Annotated in this window: 26 protein-coding genes and 1 tRNA gene; 10 read left to right on the top strand and 17 right to left on the bottom strand. The window is 61.4% G+C overall.

All coding sequences use genetic code 11. The features are described from left to right. Window position 1: 1 nt before the first annotated feature. On the top strand, window positions 2-853 hold the full coding sequence (locus AC0L2M_RS02830; RefSeq protein ID WP_287345735.1) for a phytoene/squalene synthase family protein: 852 nt from the start codon (window positions 2-4) through the stop codon (window positions 851-853). A gap of 61 nt (window positions 854-914) precedes the next feature. On the opposite strand, the gene AC0L2M_RS02825 is transcribed toward AC0L2M_RS02830, so the two are convergent. The 3 genes from AC0L2M_RS02825 to trmFO form a co-directional block, all read right to left on the bottom strand. Next, window positions 915-1,247 (bottom strand): type II toxin-antitoxin system RelE/ParE family toxin, encoded by a 333-nt coding sequence (locus AC0L2M_RS02825; RefSeq protein ID WP_287345734.1) that lies wholly within the window; start codon window positions 1,245-1,247, stop codon window positions 915-917. Then, window positions 1,231-1,521, bottom strand: coding sequence for a type II toxin-antitoxin system ParD family antitoxin (locus AC0L2M_RS02820; protein WP_236388706.1), 291 nt, complete (start codon window positions 1,519-1,521; stop codon window positions 1,231-1,233). The genes AC0L2M_RS02825 and AC0L2M_RS02820 overlap by 17 nt, the downstream gene beginning before the upstream one ends. 70 nt (window positions 1,522-1,591) lie before the next feature. Continuing rightward, the gene (gene trmFO, locus AC0L2M_RS02815; protein WP_473533964.1) at window positions 1,592-3,001 is read right to left on the bottom strand and encodes a methylenetetrahydrofolate--tRNA-(uracil(54)-C(5))-methyltransferase (FADH(2)-oxidizing) TrmFO; all 1,410 of its coding nucleotides are present in this window, start codon (window positions 2,999-3,001) and stop codon (window positions 1,592-1,594) included. Between the two features lie 120 nt (window positions 3,002-3,121). Between trmFO and AC0L2M_RS02810 the strand changes: the two genes are divergently transcribed. After that, window positions 3,122-3,712, top strand: a complete 591-nt coding sequence (locus AC0L2M_RS02810) for a hypothetical protein (protein WP_287229329.1) — start codon at window positions 3,122-3,124, stop codon at window positions 3,710-3,712. Between the two features lie 368 nt (window positions 3,713-4,080). Here the strand turns inward: AC0L2M_RS02810 and AC0L2M_RS02805 are convergent, their stop codons facing one another. Together AC0L2M_RS02805 and AC0L2M_RS02800 are read right to left on the bottom strand one after the other, a co-directional pair. Next, window positions 4,081-4,221, bottom strand: coding sequence for a DUF1127 domain-containing protein (locus tag AC0L2M_RS02805; RefSeq protein ID WP_023802557.1), 141 nt, complete (start codon window positions 4,219-4,221; stop codon window positions 4,081-4,083). Window positions 4,222-4,275: 54 nt separating this feature from the next. Beyond that, the gene (locus tag AC0L2M_RS02800; protein ID WP_006335194.1) at window positions 4,276-4,416 is read right to left on the bottom strand and encodes a DUF1127 domain-containing protein; all 141 of its coding nucleotides are present in this window, start codon (window positions 4,414-4,416) and stop codon (window positions 4,276-4,278) included. A gap of 235 nt (window positions 4,417-4,651) precedes the next feature. Here AC0L2M_RS02800 and AC0L2M_RS02795 point away from each other — a divergent pair, with 235 nt between their 5' ends. The 3 genes from AC0L2M_RS02795 to AC0L2M_RS02785 are packed head-to-tail and all read left to right on the top strand — an operon-like array spanning window position 4,652 to window position 7,846. Continuing rightward, window positions 4,652-5,767 (top strand): DUF2157 domain-containing protein, encoded by a 1,116-nt coding sequence (locus tag AC0L2M_RS02795; RefSeq protein WP_473533963.1) that lies wholly within the window; start codon window positions 4,652-4,654, stop codon window positions 5,765-5,767. Next, complete coding sequence (locus tag AC0L2M_RS02790; protein WP_473533962.1) at window positions 5,764-6,345, top strand: GDYXXLXY domain-containing protein; 582 nt, start codon at window positions 5,764-5,766, stop codon at window positions 6,343-6,345. The genes AC0L2M_RS02795 and AC0L2M_RS02790 overlap by 4 nt, the downstream gene beginning before the upstream one ends. A gap of 52 nt (window positions 6,346-6,397) precedes the next feature. Beyond that, entirely contained in the window at window positions 6,398-7,846 is a 1,449-nt protein-coding gene (locus AC0L2M_RS02785) for an aromatic amino acid lyase (RefSeq protein ID WP_287345728.1), read from the top strand. A 31-nt stretch (window positions 7,847-7,877) separates the two neighbouring features. Here the strand turns inward: AC0L2M_RS02785 and AC0L2M_RS02780 are convergent, their stop codons facing one another. Both AC0L2M_RS02780 and AC0L2M_RS02775 read right to left on the bottom strand, forming a co-directional pair. Continuing rightward, a complete protein-coding gene (locus AC0L2M_RS02780) occupies window positions 7,878-8,009 on the bottom strand; it encodes a hypothetical protein (RefSeq protein ID WP_287176100.1) in 132 nt (43 codons plus the stop codon). Between the two features lie 165 nt (window positions 8,010-8,174). Next, a tRNA-Leu gene (locus AC0L2M_RS02775) sits at window positions 8,175-8,259 on the bottom strand. A gap of 445 nt (window positions 8,260-8,704) precedes the next feature. Between AC0L2M_RS02775 and tig the strand changes: the two genes are divergently transcribed. Further along, a complete protein-coding gene (gene tig, locus AC0L2M_RS02770; RefSeq protein ID WP_128169982.1) occupies window positions 8,705-10,177 on the top strand; it encodes a trigger factor in 1,473 nt (490 codons plus the stop codon). Window positions 10,178-10,257: 80 nt separating this feature from the next. On the opposite strand, the gene AC0L2M_RS02765 is transcribed toward tig, so the two are convergent. Beyond that, window positions 10,258-10,584: an antibiotic biosynthesis monooxygenase family protein gene (locus tag AC0L2M_RS02765; protein WP_473533961.1), complete on the bottom strand. Its 327-nt coding sequence runs from the start codon at window positions 10,582-10,584 to the stop codon at window positions 10,258-10,260. A gap of 22 nt (window positions 10,585-10,606) precedes the next feature. After that, window positions 10,607-11,494: an alpha/beta fold hydrolase gene (locus AC0L2M_RS02760; RefSeq protein WP_128169959.1), complete on the bottom strand. Its 888-nt coding sequence runs from the start codon at window positions 11,492-11,494 to the stop codon at window positions 10,607-10,609. Between the two features lie 273 nt (window positions 11,495-11,767). Here AC0L2M_RS02760 and AC0L2M_RS02755 point away from each other — a divergent pair, with 273 nt between their 5' ends. The 3 genes from AC0L2M_RS02755 to AC0L2M_RS02745 all read left to right on the top strand — a co-directional run bounded on the left by AC0L2M_RS02755 (window position 11,768) and on the right by AC0L2M_RS02745 (window position 14,385). Further along, a complete protein-coding gene (locus AC0L2M_RS02755) occupies window positions 11,768-12,148 on the top strand; it encodes a c-type cytochrome (RefSeq protein ID WP_128169958.1) in 381 nt (126 codons plus the stop codon). 63 nt (window positions 12,149-12,211) lie between these two features. Continuing rightward, window positions 12,212-13,159, top strand: a complete 948-nt coding sequence (locus AC0L2M_RS02750; protein ID WP_473533960.1) for a heme o synthase — start codon at window positions 12,212-12,214, stop codon at window positions 13,157-13,159. 407 nt (window positions 13,160-13,566) lie between these two features. Next, complete coding sequence (locus tag AC0L2M_RS02745; RefSeq protein ID WP_077381723.1) at window positions 13,567-14,385, top strand: DUF2189 domain-containing protein; 819 nt, start codon at window positions 13,567-13,569, stop codon at window positions 14,383-14,385. Window positions 14,386-14,446: 61 nt separating this feature from the next. Here AC0L2M_RS02745 and AC0L2M_RS02740 read toward each other — a convergent pair whose 3' ends face one another. The 7 genes from AC0L2M_RS02740 to AC0L2M_RS02710 form a co-directional block, all read right to left on the bottom strand. Continuing rightward, on the bottom strand, window positions 14,447-14,920 hold the full coding sequence (locus AC0L2M_RS02740; protein ID WP_023802548.1) for an aminoacyl-tRNA deacylase: 474 nt from the start codon (window positions 14,918-14,920) through the stop codon (window positions 14,447-14,449). A gap of 178 nt (window positions 14,921-15,098) precedes the next feature. Beyond that, on the bottom strand, window positions 15,099-15,506 hold the full coding sequence (locus AC0L2M_RS02735) for a cytochrome C oxidase subunit IV family protein (RefSeq protein WP_128169955.1): 408 nt from the start codon (window positions 15,504-15,506) through the stop codon (window positions 15,099-15,101). Window positions 15,507-15,537: 31 nt separating this feature from the next. Then, a complete protein-coding gene (locus tag AC0L2M_RS02730; protein WP_128169954.1) occupies window positions 15,538-16,260 on the bottom strand; it encodes a heme-copper oxidase subunit III family protein in 723 nt (240 codons plus the stop codon). Between the two features lie 13 nt (window positions 16,261-16,273). Further along, entirely contained in the window at window positions 16,274-16,978 is a 705-nt protein-coding gene (locus tag AC0L2M_RS02725; protein WP_128169953.1) for a cytochrome c oxidase subunit 3, read from the bottom strand. After that, window positions 16,975-18,744 (bottom strand): cytochrome c oxidase subunit I, encoded by a 1,770-nt coding sequence (gene ctaD, locus AC0L2M_RS02720; protein WP_128169952.1) that lies wholly within the window; start codon window positions 18,742-18,744, stop codon window positions 16,975-16,977. Before ctaD ends, AC0L2M_RS02725 begins: the two co-directional genes overlap by 4 nt. Before the next feature lie 89 nt (window positions 18,745-18,833). Continuing rightward, on the bottom strand, window positions 18,834-19,649 hold the full coding sequence (gene coxB, locus AC0L2M_RS02715; protein WP_128169951.1) for a cytochrome c oxidase subunit II: 816 nt from the start codon (window positions 19,647-19,649) through the stop codon (window positions 18,834-18,836). A gap of 446 nt (window positions 19,650-20,095) precedes the next feature. Beyond that, complete coding sequence (locus AC0L2M_RS02710; RefSeq protein WP_287229341.1) at window positions 20,096-21,004, bottom strand: LysR family transcriptional regulator; 909 nt, start codon at window positions 21,002-21,004, stop codon at window positions 20,096-20,098. 144 nt (window positions 21,005-21,148) lie between these two features. Between AC0L2M_RS02710 and AC0L2M_RS02705 the strand changes: the two genes are divergently transcribed. Further along, window positions 21,149-22,600: an MFS transporter gene (locus AC0L2M_RS02705; protein WP_473533959.1), complete on the top strand. Its 1,452-nt coding sequence runs from the start codon at window positions 21,149-21,151 to the stop codon at window positions 22,598-22,600. 46 nt (window positions 22,601-22,646) lie between these two features. Here the strand turns inward: AC0L2M_RS02705 and radC are convergent, their stop codons facing one another. Next, window positions 22,647-23,411 carry a RadC family protein gene (radC, locus tag AC0L2M_RS02700; protein WP_023802539.1) on the bottom strand — a complete coding sequence of 255 codons (765 nt, stop codon included), beginning with the start codon at window positions 23,409-23,411 and terminating at the stop codon, window positions 22,647-22,649. Between the last annotated feature and the right edge of the window lie 19 nt (window positions 23,412-23,430).

Below are 23,430 nucleotides of genomic sequence, written 5' to 3'. Positions count from 1 at the left end.
CGTGAGCGAAAACGCCAAAATCGTCATGGAAACGGTGCGCGCCGCCGACCATGATCGCTATGTTTGCGCGCTCTATGCGCCCGAGGACAAGCGTGACGCGCTATTTTCGCTCTATGCCTTCAATGCCGAGATATCAGGCATTCGCGACCGTATCCGCGAGGCACTGCCCGGCGAGGTGCGACTGCAATGGTGGCGCGATGTCATCGCCGCCGAGGACGCCGGGGTAGGCACAGGCCATCCCGTCGCCGACGCGTTGAAGGCGACGATTTCCGCCCATCACCTGCCGAAGCCCGCCTTCGAGAACATGCTCGAAGCCCGTATTTTCGATCTCTATGACGACCCCATGCCGTCGCGCACCGATCTGGAAGGCTATTGCGGCGAGACAGCAGCGGCGCTCATCCAGCTTGCAGCGATGGTGCTCGATCCCGTCGAAGCGCCGCGTTTCGCCGAACTTGCGGGCAGGGCAGGTTGCGCACAAGCGATGACCGGCCTTTTGCTGCTGCTGCCATTGCATCGCAAGCGTGGGCAATGCTTTGTCCCGGCCGACATTCTGGCCGCGGCAGGATCGTCTTCCGAGGAGTTCGTTGCGGGCGATGACGGGCCTGGAGCAAAACGCGCTGTCGCCGCGATGATCGCGCTGGCGCAAGAACATCTTGCAGCATTCGAGCAGGGCGCAGCGTCGTTGCCGGATTCGCTCAGACCAGCATTTTTGCCGCTGGCCTTGTCGCGCGCCTATCTCGGCAAGATGGAAAGTTCTCGTCAGTCACCTCTGAACGAGGTGGCGCGGCTCTCGGCCTGGCGCCGGCATTTTCTGTTGTTGCGCCGCGCGACGCGAGGCTGGCCGGACGCCTGAAGGCTGCCAAGCATGAAGGAATCCGGAAAGCTGGAACTATCACGGCAGCCGTAGACGTCTGTCACGATGGGTCGCTCGATCCGCCATCGCGCATCAGCGCCTCGTAGTCGCGACCGCCATGGAAGATGTTGACGATGCGGACGACATCGTCATCGACAACGTAAGCGATGATGGCAGAGTGCTCGAACGGCACTGTTTGCAATCCCGGCGCAATGTCATCGCGCGACCGGCCACCCCGAGGCGCATTGCCGATGCTCTGGCAGCGGTCTTCGATACGCAAGACGAATTTCAGCGCAACTTCCGGACTTCCGCCAGCCTCTACGATGTTCCTGAAAATGTCGGCCAGATCATTCCTGGCGGTTTCTCGATACTCGACTTCAAGCCGCTGAATCATCAGAACGGCTCGAAAGTCGGGCGACGAATCCCCGAAGGTGAGCGCGAACCTCTTCTCCTGAATAGCCCGGCCTTGTATCCTCGATCGATGCCTTCACGCGCGCCCTGATCGAGGCCATGCGCTCGGCATGCTCTTCCTCCTCGCGCTGGAAGGCGCGAAGGGCTGCACGGATGACCTCGCTCGCCGATCCAAAGGTGCCATCCTCGACTTTTTCGCGGATCATGCGCGCCATGGCGGGCGTGACAGTGACGGACAGTTTCTCTGCGGGTTCCATGGAATTGCTCCCTATAGTAGGATATTATCCTACTCTCCTGTCGACCGATCGACAAGGACAGACAGGCGGGCTACTCCGCCGCTTCCGCCTGGGAAGGCAGCCCCAGCCATTCGCGGCAGGCGGCCAGCGCGCGCGATGTCACCGCACGCCGCTTGGCGACGGTCTTGTCCTTGCCGCGCAGGCGTTTTCCCTCCGCTTTCGGCGCTTCCACCGGAGGGAACAAGCCGAAATTGATGTTCATCGGCTGGAATGAGCGCTTTCCCGGCTCGTCGTCGGAAACGATATGACCGCCGGTAATATGGTTGAGCAGCGCGCCAAAGGCTGTGGTCATCGGCGGCAGCGCCGGCGCGTGGCCCAACCGCTCGGCGGCGGCAAAGCGCCCGGCAAGCAGGCCGATGGCGGCACTTTCGACATAGCCCTCGCAGCCGGTGATCTGGCCGGCGAAGCGCAGGCCGGGCCGTGATTTCAACTGCAGCGATTGGTCAAGCAACGTCGGCGAATTGATATAGGTGTTGCGGTGCAGGCCGCCGAGGCGGGCAAACTCGGCGTTTTCGAGGCCCGGGATGGTGCGGAACACGCGAACCTGCTCGGCGTGCTTCAGCTTGGTCTGGAAACCGACCATGTTGTAGAGCGTGCCCAGCGCATTGTCCTGGCGAAGCTGCACGACGGCATAGGCCTTTACCGACGGATTGTGCGCATTGGTCAGCCCCATCGGCTTCATCGGCCCATGGCGCAGCGTCTCGACGCCGCGCTCGGCCATGATCTCGATCGGCAGGCAGCCGTCGAAATAGGGCGTGCCTTCCCATTGCTTGAATTCGGTCTTTTGGCCGTCGACAAGCGCCTGCACGAAGGCAAGATATTGCTCCTTGTCCATCGGACAGTTGATGTAATCCTTGCCGGTGCCGCCAGGTCCGACCTTGTCGTAGCGCGACTGGAACCAGCAGATGTCCATGTCGATCGTGTCGAAATGGATGATCGGCGCGATGGCGTCGAAGAAGGCGAGCGCATCGGCGCCGGTCACTTCCGCGATCGATTGGGCGAGCCCAGGTGCGGTCAGCGGGCCGGTGGCGATGATCGCCTGGTCCCAATCCGCCGGCGGCAGGCCGAGCACTTCCTCGCGCTGGATGGTGATGAGCGGGTGCGCTTCGAGCTTTCTTGTCACCGCTCCGGAAAACCCGTCGCGGTCGACAGCCAGCGCTCCGCCGGCCGGCACCTGGTGCGCGTCGCCGGCGCTCATGATCAGCGAACCGGCCAGCCGCATTTCGGCGTGCAGCAGGCCGACGGCGTTGGTCTGCGCATCGTCGGAGCGGAAGGAATTGGAACAGACGAGTTCGGCCAATCCATCCGTCTTGTGCGCATCGGTGCCGCGGATGGGACGCATTTCATGCAGCACGACGGGAACGCCGGCTTCGGCCGCCTGCCAGGCGGCTTCAGAACCGGCCAGGCCACCGCCGATGACGTGAATGGGATTCTTGTTCATGAGCGCCGAAATAATCCTTTGTAGCTGCGATTGCAATTACAGGAGCCGGCCGTGTCGGCCGCGTTGTTGCCGCCAAGCGCTGCAATCGTCTACTGTCGGAGAATGGACGGGGTGCTTGGGATGTTTGCCAGAGCGACATTTCTGACAGTCGTGATCGCCGTGGGTGGATCAGCGGCCGCCGGCGAACTGGCCGCGACGGCTTCCAAGCGGATCCCCATCTGCCACGGCTACAGTTGCAACTATCGCACGATGCTGGCGCTTGGCCCCGGTGACGGCGCGCGTTTCCGCTCTATCCTGCGTGCCGGCGCCGGTTCGCCCCAAGCCGAGCGTGCGGCTATTTCGAAGGCTGTTCGCTATTTCGAGCAGCGCATTTTCCGGGCCACCGGCATTCGCGATCTGCCGCAGTCGGAATTCGGCGCATCGCGCATCAGGGGCCAGATGGATTGTGTCGACGAATCGACCAATACCCATGCGCTGCTGGTCTATCTTGCCGAGCGAAAATTGCTCAGGTTCCACAAGGTCGAGGACAAGGCCTCGCGAGGCTTGTTTGTCGACGGGCGCTATCCCCATTGGACGGCGGTGATCAGCGACCGCAGAGGCACCGAGTGGGTGGTGGATTCCTGGTATGCGCCGATGGGCGGCGCACCGGACATTTTTCCGCTCAGCCAGTGGAAGAAGAGGGGCGTGCTGGAAAGCGGTGCGCTCGACTGACGACAGGGACTTCCCCGCCAGGACGAATTCCCAGAACGATTCTCAGAGTGTGCGTCGACCCTGAAAAAGCAACAACACCCGCCGGGGGAGGATCCGGCGGGTGTCGTTTTGCTGGTCGATCCTCGGGAGGAGGTGAAGATCGACCGTATTCGCCATCGCCGGGGAGGAGGTCGGCTTTGACGAAATTCCTTTCGCCTGATGAAAGGGGGCGAACCCTTTTGGACGAAATCGCTTCGCCCTGGGGAAACAGCGCCCGCCGCGGGAGGAGGTGCGGCGAGCGCCGTTTTTGTGGTCAACCCTCGGGAGGAGGTGAAGGCTGACCGTATCCGTCAGGGTCGGGGAGGAGGTCGACCCTGGCGAAATTCTGACTAGATCGCCTTGCGGGCGATGCTCTTGATCTCTTCGCGGACGATGCCGAGATCATGCAGCTGGCGGTTCGAAAGGCGACCCAGCTCGGTAACCGTCGAGCGATAAACGCGCCAGTTACGATAGTTGCGGATCAGGTTCATTGTCGTTCTCTTTTCAAGTCAAACTGGTTCGGACCATTTGCGGTCCGAAGAGGATTAGACCGCCTTGCGGGCGACGTAGTGGATGTCGCTGCGGCTGATGCCGAGGTCGGTCAGTTCGCGGTTGCTCAGGCGACTCAGCTCGGAAACGGTGTCCCGGTAGCGGCGCCAGTTGCGGTAGTTGCGGATCAGGTTCATGGTATTCTCGTTTCGTCTTTCTTCCGGATCATTCCGTCTTTGTGTACGACCGGAAGATAGGTCGGGTCATATCGATTTAAAAGCGCTATTGGTGCATAGCAGCAATGCAAATTGTGCAATGCACAATCACCGGCAATTCTCGTCTTCGACATAGATAGGCCCAATCGGAAAATGCCGTAGCGTCAACGGTTTGTCCGGGTCGGCTGAAGAAACGACCAAGCTGGAGGAGAAAGGCATGGCGAGCTATTCGTCGCGGGTCAGGGCTGATATCGCACGATGGCTGCAGGCTGACCTGATCGACGCCTCGACGGCCGACGCGCTGAGGCGCGACGTCGAGGCCAATGAGCGCAAATCACTGAGCTTCGGCTCGATCCTGGCGATGATGGCGGCGCTGCTTTTTGGTGCGGCCGTCCTGATCTTCGTCGCCGCCAACTGGGAAGCCATCCCGCGGCTGGCGCGGGTGGCAGCGCTCTTCGCTATCATCTTCGCCGGCTATGTCGGCGGCGCCGTGCTGAAGACACGCGACCATGCTGCAATCGGCGAGGCACTCTGGATCGTCGCCGCAGCGGCATTTGGCGGATCGATCGCGCTGATCGGCCAGATGTACCATTTGTCCGGCGACGAAGCGTCGGCCCTGATCACCTGGGGCGCGGGCACCGCCCTGGCGGCAGTCGCGCTGCGCTCGAACCTGCTGACCGTCGCTTCTGTCGGCATTGCCGACGCGTGGCTGTTCCTGAGAGGGTTCGATTATTTCAGGCGCACGGAATTTCCGCACCTCTTCGTCGCCATGGCGATCGTGTTGTTCGCCATTTCGTTCTGGACCCGCAGCCAGGCGGCGCGGCATCTGATCATCCTGTCGGTCATCTTCTATCTCGTGCTGTTGTTTACGGAATACGAAACGCTGCAGGTCGCCGTCCCGCTCATTGTCGTGTCGGCGCTGCTTTTCGCGGCTGCGATCTTCGCTGCCGAGCCCGTCGACCGGATATCGCAGCTTGGCGGCCGTCTGCCCTTGCACGCGCTGATCGGGTTTCTCACCGGCCTGGCGATGATCCAGTTCGAACTGGCCAGTGAAAGCAATAACAGCGGCTTTGGCATTGCCTCGGCCATTGCGCTTGCCGGCATTGTCGCGGCAATCGTGCTGGGCGGCCGCGAGAGCAGGGGCTTGCGCTGGGTTGCCTATGCCGGCTTCGCCTTCGAACTCGCCATCATCTATGTGGTGATGCTGCAGTCGATGCTCGACACGGCAGGCTTCTTCCTTGCAGCCGCTGTGCTTCTTGGCCTGCTTGCCCTTGTCATCCTCCGCGTGGAGAAGCGCATGAGGCTCCCGAGCGTAGAAGGAGCAGCGGCATGATGACCGGCAAAAAACTGATCATTTCAGCGCTGGTGCTGGCGTTCGTCCAGATCGGCTTCCTGATGTGGATCATCGCCGGCCGGGCGGCGATCCTGCGCGACGGCAAGCAGGTGCTGCTGAGGGTCGAACCGATCGATCCGCGCGATCTGCTGCGCGGCGACTACATTATACTCAGCTATGATATTTCGCGCCTGCCGGTGAAGCTGATCGCCAACGTTCCGACCGGCAAGCTGACGAGCGACGATACGCCGATCGTTGTCAGGCTGAGACAGGGCGCCGGCGGCTATTGGGGCGCAACCACGGCCTGGTTCGGGCAAGCGCCTGGGCCGGCAGCATCCGATGCAGTCGATATCGTCGGGAATGTGTCAGAAGGGTGGGATCTCAGCGCAGCCACGACGATCGCGCCGAATTACGGCATCGAGCGCTTCTATCTGCCGGAAGGCGAGGGGATGGCGATCCAGAACGACATGCGGGTGCGGCCGTTCGGCGTCCGCGTCGCAATCGCAGCCGATGGCGCCGCGCAGATCAAGGCGCTGATGGACGGCGACAAGACGCTGTTCGAGGAACCACTTTATTAGAATTGGCCCGGATTAGAATTGGGAAAGCGTGGCCGCTCGGACAGCATCAAACATGACAACTATCCTGACGACACGAGAAGACATAAATCTCAGCTCCGTTTTCCGCGTCGCCTGGAAAAAAGACACGGTACAAATCAGCGGCAAGGCCTTGCAGCGCATCGCAGAGTGTCGCGCGTCGTTCCTGCGTCTCATTGAAACCGACCCTGTTCCGGTCATCTATGGCGTAACCACCGCTATGGGAGAACTGGCAAGCAGGCGGCTCGAACTTAGCGAGCGGGGTCGCCATGCGCGCATCAAGGCGTTCGCAGCCGCAACATCATTCGGCGAGCCTTTGCCAGACCGCGTGGTACGGGCGATCGTGCTCGCCCGGCTGGCGAATTTCCTCGAGGGAAATGCCGCGACGACACCGCGCATGGCGCTCGCCGTCGCCGCGATGTTGGACGGCGGACCCATGCCCATGGTGCCATCCTCCGGTCAGGGCGGTGCCGGTGAAATCCTCGCGCTCTATCCGCTGTTTGCGGAGCTTTCGACGCGCTTCGACCTGGAAGTCAAGGAACGAGGCTCGCTGATCAACGGTTCGCCTTGCGCTGCCGCACTCGTGGCCGACGCGGCCTTGGCGGCTCGCCGCCGCATTCGCCTTGCCGAAAAAGTCTTTGCGCTTTCGATCGAGGCGTTTCGCGCGCCGCTCGAACATTACGACCCGGCGCTCGATGCGCTTTGGGGCGATGAACACGAAGCGGCGGCCCTGAGGGGATTGAGGGAGTTCCTTGCCGGCGCCGGCACCGGGCGCCGCAATTACCAGGCACCGGTCAGCTACCGCATCGTCCCTCGCATCCTCGGGCACGCGCATCGCGCGCTGGCATCGGCGGAGCGGGCGGCCACCGTGTCGCTCGCTTCGGTATCGGACAATCCGGTCTACATCCCGCCTGACGACGGGTATCCGCTCGGGCGCTGCATCAGCACGGGCGGCTATCACAATGCCATGGCAACACCCGCCCTGGACGATCTGGCGGCGATATGGGCCGACATCTGCCTCTTGTGCGACCGCCACGCCTCGAAGCTTTTGAACGGCAAGGTCTCGCTCCTGCCCGATCTGCTTTTGACAGGGCGGGACTGGAGCGACAGCGACGGCCACGGCAATGTCGGCTATGTGCCGATGGCGATCACGGGTTATCTGGAGCAGGCGAAACTTTCGGCGCAGCGCACCTTCATCCCGGGAACGGAATCGGCCGGTGCCGGACAGGACGATGTCGCCACGACGGTGTTCCTCGCCTGGACGAAGGAAGCACGCTCCGGCCGCTGTCTCGATGCCGCGATGGCGATGCTGGCGGTGATCGCTTCGCAGGCATTGCATGTCACCGAGCGCGTGGCTCCTCCGGCGCTTCAGTCGTTCGTCGCGGATATAAGAAGCATCGTGCCGCCGGTCGGCGACGATCGCGTGCTGGGACCTGAACTTGCGACTTTGACCGAATGGTTCACCTGCCAGGTCTTCGAGGAGTAGGCGGCCTGGAGTTTCGCAATGCCAATGGTGGCTACGACCAGAACGGCCCGAGGATGAACACGGCCATTAGGGCGACAAAAAGCATAGCGATGATCGCGGCGCCCCACATGAGGACCTTTCCGGTGCCGCGTTGCTCTTCCTCGCGGGGTAGGTCTTTCGCCATTGCACGATCCTTTTGTGAAGGTCCATGACCTAGCAACGTGGCTCGCCGAGGCTGGTTCCCGGCAGCCATCTTGAGCAGGTCAGCTTTCAGAAGGGCCAATTGATGCTCTGCCGAACAACGCGCCATCTAGAGACGCCAGCGTTCCAGGCTTTCAGGTGAAAAACTTGGTGCGGATGAAGGGACTCGAACCCCCACGCCTTTCGGCACTGGAACCTAAATCCAGGGCGTCTACCAATTCCGCCACATCCGCGTCGCCCGGCAATCCCATGTAGTCATCATTCTGTCAATGTCGCGGTCAAAATAAGGGCCGTTCGCCGGCGCATGATCCCGAAATCGGAAAAGCGATTTTCGGAAAGGATCACGCGCCAAAATGAAGGTCCTACAGCGTCCTTTGTGCGTCCAAGAGGACGCGCGGCGCTGTAGATGCGAAGATGGTTGAAAATTAGCCGGGCCTGTGACAAAAGGCGTGTCGAATGTGACGGGATGCGACGATCCGCTTCTGCAGAATGTGATAAGAAGTAGGAAAAACAAGGGCTTATTCACATTTTGGAGCGTATTTCTGAAGGATTTGAGCCGCATTGGGCGGACAGATCGCCAAGTCCCGCACCAAAAGCCATTCCCGGCAAGATAATACCGGCAGGCTGTAAACGGCAGGAGCCGTTTGGCTGCTCATTGGTGGAAACAAAGGTTCTATGATGCAGGTCACCGAAACGCTCAACTCCGGTCTCAAGCGCGAGATCAAGATCACCGTGCCGGCCGGTGATATGGAAGCCAAGCTGATGGCGCGGCTTTCCGATGCCAGGAACAAGGTCCGCATCAACGGCTTCCGCCCCGGCAAGGTGCCGGTGCAGCACCTGCGCAAGGTCTACGGCAAGTCGTTCATGGCCGAAGTGGTCAACGAGATCCTCAACGATTCGACCCGTTCGATCATTACCGGGCGCGGCGAAAAGGCTGCCATGCAGCCCGAAGTGATCATGACCGAGGACGAGAAGGAAGCCGAGAAGATCCTTGCCGGCGGTGCCGACTTCGAGTTCCGCCTGAACTACGAGATCATTCCGCCGATCGAGATCAAGGATTTCTCCGAGATCAAGGTGACGCGTCAGGTGTTCGACGTGCCGGATTCCGAAATCGACGAGCAGGTCCAGCGTGTCGCCGAATCGGCGCGCACCTACGAGCCGAAGGCCGGCGAGGCCGCCGAAGGCGACCGCGTGACGATCGACTACGTCGGCAAGATCGATGGCGAAGCCTTCAGCGGCGGCGCCGGCACGGATCAGCCGCTGGTGCTCGGCTCCAAGGAATTCATTCCCGGCTTCGAGGACCAGCTCGTCGGCAGCAAGGCCGGTGACGAGACGCAGGTCACGGTCACGTTCCCGGAAAACTACCAGGCGGCGCATCTGGCCGGCAAGGAAGCCACCTTCGATGTCACCGTCAAGGAAGTATCCAAGCCCGGTGCGTTGGAAATCAACGACGAGATGGCCAAAAATCTCGGCCTGGAGTCGCTGGAGCGCCTGCGTGAAGTGGTGCGCGGCCAGATCGAGAACCAGTTCGGTTCGATGACGCGCCAGAAGATCAAGCGCCAGCTGCTCGACCAGCTCGATGCCGCCTACTCGTTCGAGGCGCCGTCGAAGCTCGTCGAGGCCGAGTTCAACAACATCTGGAACCAGGTCAACCGTGATCTGGAAGCCGCCGGCCGCACCTTCGCCGACGAGGAGACGACGGAAGAAGAGGCACGCGCCGAGTATATGCGGCTTGCCGAGCGTCGTGTGCGTCTCGGCCTGGTTCTCGCCGAGATCGGCGAGAGGGCCGGCGTCACCGTCTCGGACGAGGAACTGCAGCGCGGTCTGCTCGAGCAGGTGCGCCGCTATCCGGCCAACCAGCAGCAGGAAGCCTTCGAATTCTACCGCAGCAATCCCGAAGCATTAAACACGCTGCGCGCGCCGATGTTCGAGGAGAAGGTGGTCGACCATCTGCTCAGCCAGATCTCCGTCACCGACGTCAAGGTCAGCAAGGAAGAGTTGATGGCCGACGACGAGGACACCGAGACGGCCAAGGCAAAGCCGGCGAAGAAAGCCGCTGCGAAAACGGCCGACGCCAAGAAGGCCGACGATGCGGACGAGCCCAAGAAGAAGGCCGCGCCGAAGAAGAAAGCTGCCAAGGACGCCGAATAACACGGCATTCTGCTGGATGTGAAAGGCCGCCCACGGGGCGGCCTTTTCGTTGCTGCCGACGTCGCAAGGCCGCCGCTGCCCTAGTCGCGAGGCAATTGATTGACGAGGATCCGCATCACCGTCACTCGCTTGGGTAGTTCAATGAGAAACTCTTCGTCACGCGGCAGGTGGTGGATCTTGTGCGGGTCGCCGCCGGTGAAGCTCGCCATGGCTTCGACGTCAGGCCAGTACGAGATCGTCACGAACTCTGTTTCTTCTTCGCGATCTTCGCGAAACGACTGCACGCCAAGTGCCTTCTCCTGAAGCGGCGGAATGCCTTCGCGGCGCAGATATGGCTCGTAGGCGTCTGCCAGATCGCGGCGTGTCCTTCCCCGCCAGATCCGGGCAATTGTGACGTTGTCGGTCATGAAATGCTCCTCTGCGCGGGGATTAATGCAGGACCTTGCCAAGAAACCGTCGCACCAACGGCAGGGCGACCTCGAAATGGGTCTCCAGCAGCCAGTGCCCTGCGTCGTTCAGCAAATGCAGCTCGGCCTCGGGGAGATCGCGCAAATAGGCGCGCGCCGCCGGCTCGGGCATGTATTCGTCCCTCGGCCCCCAAAGGATCATTGCCGGCGGCCGCTGCTCGCGCAGGTATTCCTGGTAACGAGCGAACCAGTCGAGATTAGCCTTGAGCTTCTCCATCAGTCCGACTGAGAGCGCACGGCGCACAGCCGTATTCATTAGCGGCCAATGCAACTTCCACATATCGGGCGGGACACGTCGAGCGACGTCGTCATCGACTTCGCCTACAAACTCGGAGCGAAAGCCGTCTTCGCTCACCGCCTGTTCGAGCGGTGCACGGTTTGCTGGTGAAGGATCCCGCCAGAAACGCCGGATCGTTTCGTATTTCGGGCCAAGAGCATCCGCGTAGATATCGCCATTCTGGATGATCAGGGCCCTGATCCGCGATGGGTGCGCTATAGCGTGGCGCAGGCCGATCTGCGAGCCGTAATCGTGCAGCCATAGGGCGTAGCTGCCGAGCTCCAGCGCGTCGGTAAACCGCTCCAGGAAAGTTGCATAGGCGTCGAAATCAAAACCGAACCGTGCCGGATCGGGGGTTCCACTGTAGCCAAAGCCGGGGAAATCCGGCGCGACCGTCCGCCACCGATCGGCGAGCGCCGGCATCAGCCGGCGATACTGGAAGGATGAGCAGGGATAGCCATGCGGAAGCAGCAACACCGGCGCGGTTTCAGGACCTGCTTCTCTGTAAAACACCGTCTCGCCATCGATCGTGCGGGTGCCGTGGCGCACCTCCAGGACGCTCCTGTCGTTCATGGACACTTCTCTGATCTTTGATCTCGTGGACGCTGAACCGTAGCTGGTCTAACGCCTTTACACGGTATGCGTTCCGATCGCGCTCGACGCCGATCGAGCTTCCTAATCGCTTCGGGGCAATCTATCTGCCGGCCGGATTCTGTGGTAAGTAGATGCCGCAATTCCATGCGGGAGACGCGGATATTCCGCTCTGTCGTGCAAGGGGCGCATGCTGGCGAAGTGTCGGCAGGCGCAGATCGTCCAAGGCAGATTTGGCGATCGGGGAGGAATGCCATGCGTGCAATCGCGTTTTTCGCCGTCGCTTCCGTTGCGACGTTCATCACAAACCAATCTCAGGCACAGGATGCCGCCGCGGGTGAGAAGGTCTTCGCCAAATGCAAGGCCTGCCACGTCGTCGACGAGGACAAAAACAAGATCGGTCCGTCGTTGAGCGGCGTGATCGGCCGGACGGCCGGCACGCATCCGGGGTTCAAGTATTCCAAAGCCATGACCGAGGCGGGCGCATCCGGCGTCAAATGGGACGACGCCACGCTGACGAATTATCTTCGCGATCCCAAGGCCATGATCAAAGGTGGGAAGATGGCGTTTCCCGGTCTCAAGAAGGACGAGGATCTCGCCAACGTCATCGCCTACCTGAAGCAATTCTCCAAATGACCCGGTTCTTCCGCCGGCCGATGGGCCGGCCAAATTGCCTGCCCCCATCGGTGGTTGCCTGAAATGTCGGCCAGGGAAAGCGGCTTCAAGGATACCGGTATCCAGATCTCTGAAGCGACGGTCAGTGATTTCTTCGCGCTTCTGAAACCACGCGTCATGGCGCTTGCTGTTTTTACCGCTTTCGTCGGCCTGATGGTGGCGCCCGGGGCGATGAATCCGGTCATCGCCGTGATTGCAATCGGTGCAATTGCGGTTGGAGCGGGAGCGGCCGGGGCACTCAACATGTGGTACGATGCCGATATTGACGCGTTGATGTCGCGCACGTCAAAGCGGCCGGTCCCGTCAGGTCGGGTCACGCCAGGCGAAGCGCTCGGCTTCGGCCTGGTGCTTTCCGTACTTGCGATCATGACGCTCGGCGTGCTGGTGGGGTGGCTCGCCGCATCGCTGCTGGCCTTCACCATCTTCTTCTACGTCGTCATCTACACGATGTGGCTGAAACGCTCGACGCCGCAGAACATCGTCATAGGCGGCGCCGCGGGTGCGCTTCCTCCGGTCATCGGGTGGGCGGCCGCCACCGGCGCCGTCGGGGTTGAAAGTCTCGTCCTGTTTCTGATCATTTTCCTCTGGACGCCGCCGCATTTCTGGGCGCTCGCGCTGTTCAAGATCGGCGACTATGCCGCGGCCGGCATTCCCATGATGCCGAATGTGGCCGGCCAGGCTTCGACCAGAAAGCAAATCTTCGTCTATTCGCTGATCCTGGCACCAATCGGCGTGCTCCCTTGGGCTTTCGGATTCGCGAGCGGATTGTACGGGAGTGTTTCGACCGCATTGGGCGCGGGTTTCATCTGGCATGCCTGGAAGCTTCTGGTCGACAAAAGGTGGGCTGAAGGGTGGGAGATGAAACGCGCAAAGGCGCTATTTGCCTATTCGATATTCTATCTTTTCGCGATCTTTGCCGTGCTGCTTGCCGATACCGTTGCAATGCGTGTCGTCATCTCAGCCGGAAATTGACGGCATGACCTGCCTCGTGGCTGCATTGAATCCTGATGTTCTCGGATTGTTTGCCGGGTTGAAAATCGGCGATTGCTGAACGAGGTGCGCCCGAACCTGCCCAAACCTCACGTTGGCACTGCGCAGAATCCCAGCACCAGCAGAATAACTATGCCAAGGCCGAGTATAAGAACGGTCTTTCCATCCATGACCTTCACCCTTCAACCCAGCTTTGAGACTAGCGAAGAAAGGCCGTTAGAGCTAGCGGGATCACCGGAGCCGTCCCCGCAGACAAAGGGCGGCGACAAATGCCATGCAAGAGCGTATGTTGATCATGGTGCAGGTCGCGGTTTTGCGTGGCCAGTCACGCTGAACGACAGCACCGTGAAATCGCGACCTTTACCGGACCTGGTCTGGAGGAAATGGTCATGGCAAGTTTTCACGTGATTGCAGGCGCCAGCGAGACGCTGGAGCACACCAGAATTCGAAAGATAGGCGTTTCCGACCTTTTCGACGCGCTCAAGCGTGGCGTCGATGATTTCATGGTCAAACCGTCGCACATCGTTTTCCTCTGCCTGATTTATCCGCTTGTCGGCGTCGTGCTCGCTGTCTGGACGTCGGGCAACAACGCGTTGCCGCTGTTGTTTCCGCTAGTATCTGGTTTTGCGCTGATCGGTCCATTCGCGGCGCTCGGCCTATATGAAATCAGCCGGCGGAGAGAGGCCGGGCTCGACGCCTCATGGAGCCACGCTTTCGAGGTCAGGAACTCTCCAGCGCTGCCGGCCATCGCGGCGGTCGGGATCATGCTGCTTGCGATCTTCATCGCCTGGCTGTTGACCGCGCAGATATTTTATCAGCAGGTGTTCGGTTCGGCTCCGCCGGAATCACTGTCCAGCTTCATCAGTGAAATATTCGCCACCGGACGCGGCTGGACGCTGATTATCGTTGGCCACGCGATCGGCTTCGTCTTCGCCGCGGTCGTGTTGTGCACCACGGTCGTCGCGTTCCCGTTGTTGCTCGACCGCGACGTCGGCGCCTACGAAGCTATCCATACCTCGGTGCGGGTGGTCCTGGCGAACCCGATCGTGATGGCTGTCTGGGGCCTGATCGTCGCCGTCGCCCTGATCATAGGCTCGCTGCCGGTGTTCGCCGGGCTGGCGGTGGTGCTGCCGATCCTCGGTCACGCCACCTGGCACGTCTATCGGAAAGTCGTGGAATCGCCGGCCTCCACCAGACCGGCGGACTGAAAGAAAGAATTCTGCCCTGCCGCACCAGCGAGAGGCCGCTGCGGCAGGTTGGCAAGAGCGTTTAGTAAGCCGGGTAGCTAAAGCGGGCTTGCTGTGCGTCGCTGGTCAGGTTGCGGAAATCCTTGCCGCTGACATGCACGAGCGTCCTGTGGTCGCCACCCTCGAAATATATATCGCCGGCATTGCCGAGGCTTTCATCGACAATCACCGGCACATCGTAGGCCGCGCCGATCGGCGGGATGGCGCCGGTGTCGCAATCCTCGAAGAGCGAAACCACCTCGTCCTCGGAGGCGAGCCCGATACGCTGGTGCATGACGTCCTGCAATGTGCCGAGCTCGATCCTGTGCGTACTGGGCACCACGGCCAGCGCATAGCCACCGTCGTGGTGAACCACCACCGATTTGGCCATTATGCTGCCGGGCACATGCGCCGCTAAGGCGGACTGCCTGCTTGTCGACGTGCGGTGGTGCTCGACGGTATCGTAGGAAATTCCTTTCTCGTCGATAAAGTCCTTCAATCTGTTTGCGATCGTCATCTTGAGCCTCCCTTCCTGGAGTTCGCGACGGAGAAACGACGAAAATCATTCTCCTTCTGTCGTTTTCCGGTGGTGACAAAAATGGGCCAGCTGTCGACCGTTTCAAGGCAAGGCGGAGCGGGCCGTGAACAGCCCCTCCGGTCCTCGGCGGGAAATGCTGCCCGACCCGGATTGCGCGTCAGGGCTCGGTCCCAAAAAACAGCGTCCGGGTGATAAGCGTGTACTCCGATTCGAAGACCATCATTGCCACGAACACCAGCACCAGGATCGGCGGCAATATGATCGCATAGGTCAGCGCCAGCCGCTCCCAAGCCATGTGCATGAAGACCGCGACGATCAGCCCGGCCTTGAGCATCATGAAGATCAGGATCAGCGACCATCTGAGATAGCCCTGGAGGCCGACATAATCGACCAGATAGGAGCAGGCGCTGAGGATGAACAGCCATACCCAGACCACCAGATAGAGCTTGATCGGGTGCTCCTGATGAACCTCCGCAGGGGCGATGCCTGCTGCTGCTGCCGCATCATGCGCTTGGGTTCCGTGCAGCGTATGTTGCCCCAGACCGTTTGCGGTTGCTTCAGCCATATCTGCCTCTCACCAAAGCCATGTCTGCCTCTCACCAAAGATAGAAGAATGCGAAAATGAACACCCAGACCAGGTCGACGAAATGCCAGTAGAGCCCCATGATCTCGACGTGCTCGTAGCTGCCCCTGCGACTGGTGAAGAACCCGGGCCGCCCGGTTTCGTAATCTCCGCGCCAGACCTTTCGCGCCACGATGATCAGGAAGATCACCCCGAACGTCACATGGGTGCCGTGAAAGCCGGTGATCATGAAGAAGGATGACCCGAACTGCGCCGCACCCCACGGATTGCCCCAGGGCCGTACCCCCTCGGAGATCAGCTTGGTCCATTCGAAGGCCTGCATGCCGACGAAGGTCGCGCCGAGTGCTGCGGTCAGAAGCATCAGGATCGCCGTCTTGCGGCGGTCGTGGCGGTAGCCGAAATTCACCGCCATGGCCATCGTTCCGCTGCTCGAGATCAGCACGAAGGTCATGATCGCGATAAGGATCAGTGGAATATTCGAGCCGCCGATATGAAGGGCAAAGACCTCGCTCGGATTGGGCCACGGCACTCGGGTGGACATGCGCGCGGTCATGTAGGAGAGCAGGAAGCAGCCGAAGACGAAGGTGTCGCTGAGCAGGAAGATCCACATCATGGCCTTGCCCCAGGACACGTTCTTGAACGCGCGCTGATCCGAGGACCAATCGGCGGCGACGCCTTGCAAACCAGCTGGCCGCGCCTGTGCTTGGCCGGTATGCGTCACTGTCGTGTCTGCCATCCGTCCGGCCCTCCTAGGTCAGCAGCTGTCGGCAAATCTCGATAAAAGTCGCGGCCCAGCCGGCCAGAAGTGCAAAAATGGCGAGCCAGACGAAAAGCAGGAAATGCCAGTACATGGCGCACAGTTCGACACTGAGGCGAAGCCGCTCCGGCCGTGCTCCGTTCCAGGCGCCGGCAGTTGTTCTGCCCAGGCCCACCAGCCCGCCCAGTATGTGCAGCCCATGCATCCCGGTTATCAGGTAGAAAAAACTGTTGGCCGGATTGGCGGTTAGCAAGTAGCCGTCGGCGGTCAGTTCCCGCCAAGCCACAAGCTGTCCAACCAGGAAGGCAAGCGCGGTGAGCCCAGCCGTGACGAGGCCGAGTCTGACCGCGTCGATCTCGCCCCGGCGCGCAGCGACCGAGGCGCATTGAAGCGCGATGCTGCTCAGGACCAGCACGCCGGTGTTGAACCAGAGCACGCGCGGCAGCGGCAGCGCCTGCCAGTCCGACAGCGCCATGCGCATGAAGTAGGCGCTGGTGAAAAGCGCAAACAGGCAGCCGACGACGGCGAGGAAGACGCCGAGGCCGATCTTGGCGGTCGGCAGCGCTGATCCTTCCGGGCCGATAATATCCCCGATCACACCTTGCTCGAGCCATGGCTTGGCCATCAGCCGCTGATGGGAAAGCCACCATCCGGCAAAGCCGACGATGACGAGGAGGAAGACCAGAATGACGCTCATGCCGGCTCCCTGGAGGATCCGAAGGAGCCCGGCACGTTTTGCGGGATAAAATCCTCCTTGGCGCCCGGAACGCTGTAGTCATAGGCCCAGCGATAGACGATCGGCAGTTCCTTGCCGAAATTGCCATGGGGGGGCGGTGTTTCCGACGTCTGCCATTCGAGCGTCGTGGCGCGCCACGGATTGCCGCCGGCCTCGCGGCCGTGGCGGATGCTCCAGATCAGATTGAACAGGAACACGATTTGGGCAAAGCCGACGAGGAACGCCATGATGCTGATGAACGCGTTCAGATCGTGGGCCGACTCGGTCATCACCGCCGTGTTGGTCAGTTCGTGGTAGCGGCGCGGCACGCCCATCAGGCCGATGTAGTGCATGGGAAAGAAAATCAGATAGGCACCGAGGAAGGTGACCCAGAAATGGAACTGGCCCATGGCCTCGTTCAGCATCCGGCCAGTGACCTTCGGGTACCAGTGATAGATCGCCCCGAAGATCACCAGGATCGGGGCGACGCCCATGACCATATGGAAATGGGCAACGACGAACATCGTGTCCGACAGCGGAACGTCGACGACGACGTTGCCGAGAAACAGTCCGGTCAGCCCGCCATTGACGAAGGTGACGATGAAGGCCAGCGCAAAAAGCATCGGCACGGTGAGGTGGATGTCGCCGCGCCACAGTGTCAGCACCCAATTGTAGACCTTGATCGCGGTCGGGACGGCAATGATCAGTGTCGTGGTGGCGAAGAAGAAGCCGAAATAGGGATGCATGCCGCTGACATACATGTGGTGCGCCCAGACCACGAAGCTCAGCGCGCCGATGCCGACGATGGCCCAGACCATCATCCGGTAGCCGAAGATGTTCTTGCGCGCATGGGTGCTGATCAGGTCGGACACGATGCCGAAGGCCGGCAGCGCCACGATGTAGACCTCGGGGTGGCCGAAGAACCAGAACAGATGCTGGAACAGGATCGGGCTGCCGCCGCCGTGCTGCAGTTGTTCGCCCATCTCGACGATGGCCGGCATGAAGAAGCTGGTGCCGAGCGCACGGTCGAACAGCATCATCACGCAGGCGACAAACAGCGCCGGGAAGGCGAGCAGCGCCATGACTGTCGCGGTGAAGATACCCCAGACGGTCAGCGGCAGGCGCATCAGCGTCATGCCGCGCGTGCGGGCCTGCAGCACCGTCACGACGTAGTTCAAGCCGCCCATGGTGAAGCCGATGATGAACAGGATCAGCGAGACGAGCATCAGGATGATGCCCCAGTCCTGGCCGCCTGGTGTGCCGGTCATGATCGCCTGCGGCGGGTAGAGCGTCCAGCCGGCGCCGGTCGGTCCGCCGGGCGCAAAGAAGCTCGAGACCAAAACCAGCACGGCGAGCAGGTAGATCCAGTAGCTCAGCATGTTGACATAGGGAAAGACCATGTCGCGCGCGCCGACCATCAGCGGGATCAGGTAGTTGCCGAAGCCGCCCAGGAAGAGCGCCGTGAGCAGGTAGATCACCATGATCATGCCGTGCATGGTGATGAACTGATAGTAGGCTTCCGGGGTGATGAAGTCGAACGTGCCGGGGAAGCCGAGCTGCAGCCGCATCATCCAAGACAGCACCAGCGCCACCATGCCGATTGCCGTCGCCGTCGCCGAATACTGGATGGCGATGACCTTGGCGTCCTGCGAAAAGACGTATTTCGTCCACCAACTGTGCGGATGATAGAGTTCCATCTCCGCGACTTCGGCTGGCGGTACCGCATCTGCAGGTGTGACATCGACCATATAGGAACACCTCCGTGTCCTTTTCGGCCAGGTTCGACAGTTTCGAGCCCTGCCGCAATTTCAATCCAAATCGCCGTCTTTGCCGGCGTCTAATCTGCCGAGCCCACCTGCTGGGGGGCCGACAATTGCGCAAAAGTCTGCTGTTCGCCGAGCCACGCCAGATAGTCTTCCGGCGTGTCGACCATGACCACGCCATTCATCAACGGGTGCCCCTGGCCACAAAGTTCGGCACACAGGACCTGGAAAGTTCCGGTCTTGGTCGGGGTGAACCAGAAATAGGTGACCGAGCCGGGGATCATGTCCATCTTGGCGCGGAATTCCGGCACGTAGAAATCGTGCAGCACGTCGATCGAGCGGAGCAGCATCTTGACCGGCTTGCCGACCGGCAGATGCAGATCGGCGGCTTCGACGACGACATCGTCCTGGCCGTTGGCGTCACTGGCGTTCACGCCGAGGGGATTTTCAGGGCTGACGTTGCGGGTGTCGGACGTGCCGAGCTTGCCGTCCTTGCCGGGCAAGCGAAAACTCCATTGCCATTGCTGGCCGACGACTTCGACCACTGTTGCGTCGCTTGGGACGCTGACGAACTGGTTCCAGACGAACAGGCCGGGAACCAGCATGGCGGTGACGCCGATTGCGGTGACGATCGTCAGCCACCATTCGAGCCGCTTGTTCTCGGGTTCGTATGCCGCCTGATTGCCTTCCCGATGACGGAAGCGGAAGACGCAATAAGCCATGAATAGGACGACGGCGGCGAAGACGACGCCGGTGATCCAGAAGGTGATGATGATGGTGTTGTCGATATAGTCCCAGTTAGAGGCAATCGGCGTCCACCACCATGGGCTCAGGAAGTGGAACAACACTGAGCCCACAACTACCAAAACGAGTACAAGCGCTATGGCCATATCCCGTTCCTCCCGGCATTCCAAGGGCGCGAAGCCGTCCCAGGAAATGCCAAATGCATCATAGCTCGATTTCCGGTCGAAATTCTAGTGCGGTCTTCCCGTCAGCCGAAAACGCAATGGCGATGATGTGGAAGAACCCAAGAAGAAGACGGCTGCGGCGAAGAAAAAACCTGCTGGCCCACCGAACAACACGGCGTTCTGCCGGATCGTGAAAGGCCGCCCCCTCGCGTGGGCTGAGGCTGGTTCGGGATGGTGCCGACGGGATCAGGCGATTGGTTTTTGAGCAGACCGGCTCCTGCTGTCCTGACGGTTCGGGCTGCTGTCGGGGCGAGGCAAGGCCGATTTCGACCTAACCGGGTTCAGCGAGGCGGTCGGCCGGAATCGCCGCAGCTGCAACGCCGAGTTGCCGCGATCGGATCAGCAACGCTCGCCTTGACCGCTGCGCTTTAAGAGATCCAGCGGGTTATTCCGGCGCAAACGTCTCGAACGCAGCCGCGCAGCCAGCGGTGCGCCTGATCGGCATCCAGCCGCGGGTGCCACAAAAGTGAGACCGAGATTTCCGGCAGGGGAACCGGCAGAGGGAAACAGAACATTCCATCGCGCAGGTTTCCCGTATAGCGTTCGGGAACGCTGGCGATCAGGTCTGAGGCACGCGCCAGAGCCAGAGCTTCCGAAAAGCCGCCGACGACCGTCACGACCTCCCGTTTCAACCCTAACGGCGCAAGGGCATCGTCGATCGGTCCCCTGTCGAGCCCGCGACGGGAGATGAGGATGTGCCGTCCGGCTGCGTAGCGGGCAGGGGTCATCATCACCTCGCACAATGGATGTCCCATTCGCACGACGCCAACGAAACGATCACGGAACAGCGCTTGCGCGCGAATCTCCGGTCCCGTGGCCTTTCCGACAACGCCGGTCTCCAGGTCTACGCTGCCGTCGCGCAGAGGCGTGCTGTCCTTGTCCGGCTTCAGCACAAAACGCAGCCGCACGCCCGGTGCCTGTTCGCCGACGCGCGCAATGAGATCCGGCCCGAAATTCTCGACAAAGCCGTCCTGGTTTCTGAGCGTGAAGGTCCGCACAAGCCGTTTCAGGTCGAGCATCTCAACAGGGCGCAAAACGGCTTCGGCGTCCTGCACAAGCCAACCGACGCGCTCGCGGAGCTCGAGGGCCCGAGGCGTCGGAACGAGGCCGCGTCCGGCCCTGACCAGCAGCGGATCGCCCGTCGTCTCTCGTAATCGCGCCAGCGCCCGGCTCATCGCCGACGGGCTCAGCCGCAGCCTTCTGGCGGCGCGCGCCACGCTGCCTTCCGTCAACAACACGTCAAGCGTGACAAGCAGATTGAGGTCGGGATGCGACATATGATGATCTTAGCATGGCCGGCACGATCTGACACGGCGTCAAACGCAATGATTACGTGCAAATGATGCGCCTTCCGCCATCTCAAGCAAAGGACTACCTGTCTGCCAGCTCCGTTTCGGGAGTCGCGCCAGAAAACGGAGTTCATGTTGAAGCCAATCGATGCAGGACGGGCAGTCGCCGAAAATCCAGAACGGGCACCTGCGGTTCGGTGGGCGCTCGCCGGCCTTTCGCTATCGATGTTGCTGTCCTCGCTCGGCATCAGCATCGCCAATGTCGCCTTGCCGACGTTGACGCAGGCGTTCGACGCCTCGTTCCAGGAGGTCCAGTGGATCGTGCTGGCTTACCTCCTCGCCATCACCACCCTGATCGTCAGCGTCGGGCGACTAGGTGACATCACCGGTCGCCGGCGGCTGTTGCTGGCCGGGCTGTTCCTGTTTACGGTGGCCTCGGTCCTGTGTGGCGTCGCGCCGACGCTCTGGCTGCTGATTGCAGCCCGGGCGGCCCAGGGCTTGGCGGCGGCCATCATGATGACCCTGACCATGGCTTTTGTCGGTGAGACGGTGCCGAAGGCAAGGACCGGCAGCGCGATGGGGCTGCTCGGAACGATGTCGGCGATCGGCACCGCTCTCGGTCCCTCGCTCGGCGGTCTGCTGATTGCCGGAGCCGGTTGGCGGGCGATCTTCCTCGTCAACGTGCCACTGGGCTTGCTGGCATTTTGTCTCGCCTACCGCTATCTGCCGGCTGATCGCCGGGAGCCGAAGACAGATCGGGCCGGCTTCGACGTTGTCCGCACGCTGCTGCTTGCCCTGACGCTTGGCGCCTATGCGCTCGCGATGACGATCGGGCGTGGCAGTTTTGGTCAGCTCAACCTGGCTCTATTCGTGGCTGCAGTCTTCGCGGCCGGTTTGTTTGTGCTTGTCGAGGCGAGAGTGGCGTCGCCTTTGATCCGATTGGCCGCTTTCGGCAATACGACGTTGAGCGCGAGCCTCGCCACGAGCGCGCTCGTGGCGACGGTGATGATGGCGACACTGGTGGTCGGGCCGTTCTATCTGTCTCGTGCGCTCGGGCTCGACGCCGCTGTTGTTGGCATCGTCATGTCGGTCGGTCCGCTTGTCGCCGCGCTGACAGGTGTGCCGGCTGGTCGCATAGCCGACCGTTTTGGCGCTGGGCGCATGACCGTCATTGGGCTTATCGCGATAGCCGCCGGTTGCTTCATTCTATCCGTGATGCCGGCAATATCGGGCATCCCTGGCTACATCGCCCCGATCGCCGTCATCACATCTGGCTATGCGCTGTTTCAAACGGCAAACAACACCGCTGTCATGTCGGATATCCGCCCGGACCAGCGGGGCGTCATTTCCGGCTTGCTCAATTTGTCGCGCAATCTCGGGCTCATCACCGGCGCATCCGTCATGGGCGCCGTGTTCGCATTCGCGTCAGAGGCTATCGACATCGCAACGGCGCGGCCCGACGCCGTCGCCACCGGTATGCGGATCACGTTTGCGGTCGCGGCAATACTGATTGTCGTCGCGCTCGCCGTCGCGGTCGGAGGTCGCGCTGTCGCGGCACGCCCGTCGCTGCCTGGCGTGTCATGACACGAGACAGGGCGCTTTTGGGGCCGATGCTTGTCCAAACAGGGCGTCAGATCAGCAGCAGGCCCTTCATGCTGGCATGACCCTTCTTGCCGATGATGATGTGATCGTGGACGGCGATGCCGAGCGGTTTGGCCGTCTCGATGACCAGCTTGGTCATCTCGATGTCGGCGCGCGACGGCGTCGGGTCGCCTGACGGATGGTTGTGCGCCAGAATGATCGCGGTGGCGGAGAGTTCGAGCGCGCGCTTGACCACTTCGCGCGGATAGACCGGCGTGTGGTCGACGGTGCCGACCTGCTGCACCTCGTCGGCGATCAGCGCGTTCTTCTTGTCGAGAAACAGAATGCGGAACTGCTCGCGCTCCTCGAAAGCCATGACCGACCGGCAGTATCCGAGAACCTGCGTCCAGGACGACAGGACCTCGCGGCCTTTTATCTCGCTGCGTGCCGCGCGTTGGGCGGCCGCGGCAACGATCTTCAGATCGAGTGCCACTGCCGGACCGATACCGCTGACCTCCTCAAGCCGCGCGACCGGCGCGCCAAGCACCTCGGCCAGCGTGCCGAAGCGTGCCAGCAATGCCTTGGCGACGGGCTTGGTGTCGGCGCGGGGGATCAGGCGAAACAGCAAGAGCTCCAGCAATTCGTAGTCGGGGAGGGCGTCGGAACCGGCCGCAAACCGTTGGCGCAAGCGGTCGCGATGGCCAAGATAGTGCGGCTTTTCGGGCGACTTATCGACCGAATTGGCTTTCGCGAGCGGTTTTATCGGTGTTTCGGGAAAGAAGATCCGTTCGTCATCGTCGCTGGTCTTTCCCATAGGCCGCCCGCATTTTCTT

The organism is Mesorhizobium sp. WSM4806, assembly GCF_055811635.1.
Note: the sequence above shows the minus strand (reverse complement) of the source record. Positions and strands in the feature narration are given on the sequence as shown.

Bases quoted from the DNA above. Each gene is read 5' to 3' on its own strand.
- AC0L2M_RS02795 (WP_473533963.1), top strand. From the start codon at position 4,652: ATGGCGAGCTATTCGTCGCGGGTCAGGGCTGATATCGCACGATGGCTG.
- AC0L2M_RS02780 (WP_287176100.1), bottom strand. From the start codon at position 8,009: ATGGCGAAAGACCTACCCCGCGAGGAAGAGCAACGCGGCACCGGAAAG.
- AC0L2M_RS02805 (WP_023802557.1), bottom strand. From the start codon at position 4,221: ATGAACCTGATCCGCAACTATCGTAACTGGCGCGTTTATCGCTCGACG.
- AC0L2M_RS02765 (WP_473533961.1), bottom strand. From the start codon at position 10,584: ATGACCGACAACGTCACAATTGCCCGGATCTGGCGGGGAAGGACACGC.
- AC0L2M_RS02705 (WP_473533959.1), top strand. From the start codon at position 21,149: ATGTTGAAGCCAATCGATGCAGGACGGGCAGTCGCCGAAAATCCAGAA.
- AC0L2M_RS02745 (WP_077381723.1), top strand. From the start codon at position 13,567: ATGGCAAGTTTTCACGTGATTGCAGGCGCCAGCGAGACGCTGGAGCAC.
- tig (WP_128169982.1), top strand. From the start codon at position 8,705: ATGCAGGTCACCGAAACGCTCAACTCCGGTCTCAAGCGCGAGATCAAG.
- AC0L2M_RS02760 (WP_128169959.1), bottom strand. From the start codon at position 11,494: ATGAACGACAGGAGCGTCCTGGAGGTGCGCCACGGCACCCGCACGATC.
- AC0L2M_RS02785 (WP_287345728.1), top strand. From the start codon at position 6,398: ATGACAACTATCCTGACGACACGAGAAGACATAAATCTCAGCTCCGTT.
- AC0L2M_RS02740 (WP_023802548.1), bottom strand. From the start codon at position 14,920: ATGACGATCGCAAACAGATTGAAGGACTTTATCGACGAGAAAGGAATT.
- AC0L2M_RS02755 (WP_128169958.1), top strand. From the start codon at position 11,768: ATGCGTGCAATCGCGTTTTTCGCCGTCGCTTCCGTTGCGACGTTCATC.
- AC0L2M_RS02800 (WP_006335194.1), bottom strand. From the start codon at position 4,416: ATGAACCTGATCCGCAACTACCGCAACTGGCGCCGCTACCGGGACACC.
- AC0L2M_RS02820 (WP_236388706.1), bottom strand. From the start codon at position 1,521: ATGGAACCCGCAGAGAAACTGTCCGTCACTGTCACGCCCGCCATGGCG.
- AC0L2M_RS02790 (WP_473533962.1), top strand. From the start codon at position 5,764: ATGATGACCGGCAAAAAACTGATCATTTCAGCGCTGGTGCTGGCGTTC.
- AC0L2M_RS02750 (WP_473533960.1), top strand. From the start codon at position 12,212: ATGTCGGCCAGGGAAAGCGGCTTCAAGGATACCGGTATCCAGATCTCT.
- AC0L2M_RS02730 (WP_128169954.1), bottom strand. From the start codon at position 16,260: ATGGCAGACACGACAGTGACGCATACCGGCCAAGCACAGGCGCGGCCA.
- trmFO (WP_473533964.1), bottom strand. From the start codon at position 3,001: ATGAACAAGAATCCCATTCACGTCATCGGCGGTGGCCTGGCCGGTTCT.
- AC0L2M_RS02825 (WP_287345734.1), bottom strand. From the start codon at position 1,247: ATGATTCAGCGGCTTGAAGTCGAGTATCGAGAAACCGCCAGGAATGAT.
- coxB (WP_128169951.1), bottom strand. From the start codon at position 19,649: ATGGCCATAGCGCTTGTACTCGTTTTGGTAGTTGTGGGCTCAGTGTTG.
- radC (WP_023802539.1), bottom strand. From the start codon at position 23,411: ATGGGAAAGACCAGCGACGATGACGAACGGATCTTCTTTCCCGAAACA.
- AC0L2M_RS02710 (WP_287229341.1), bottom strand. From the start codon at position 21,004: ATGTCGCATCCCGACCTCAATCTGCTTGTCACGCTTGACGTGTTGTTG.
- AC0L2M_RS02725 (WP_128169953.1), bottom strand. From the start codon at position 16,978: ATGAGCGTCATTCTGGTCTTCCTCCTCGTCATCGTCGGCTTTGCCGGA.
- AC0L2M_RS02810 (WP_287229329.1), top strand. From the start codon at position 3,122: ATGTTTGCCAGAGCGACATTTCTGACAGTCGTGATCGCCGTGGGTGGA.
- ctaD (WP_128169952.1), bottom strand. From the start codon at position 18,744: ATGGTCGATGTCACACCTGCAGATGCGGTACCGCCAGCCGAAGTCGCG.
- AC0L2M_RS02735 (WP_128169955.1), bottom strand. From the start codon at position 15,506: ATGGCTGAAGCAACCGCAAACGGTCTGGGGCAACATACGCTGCACGGA.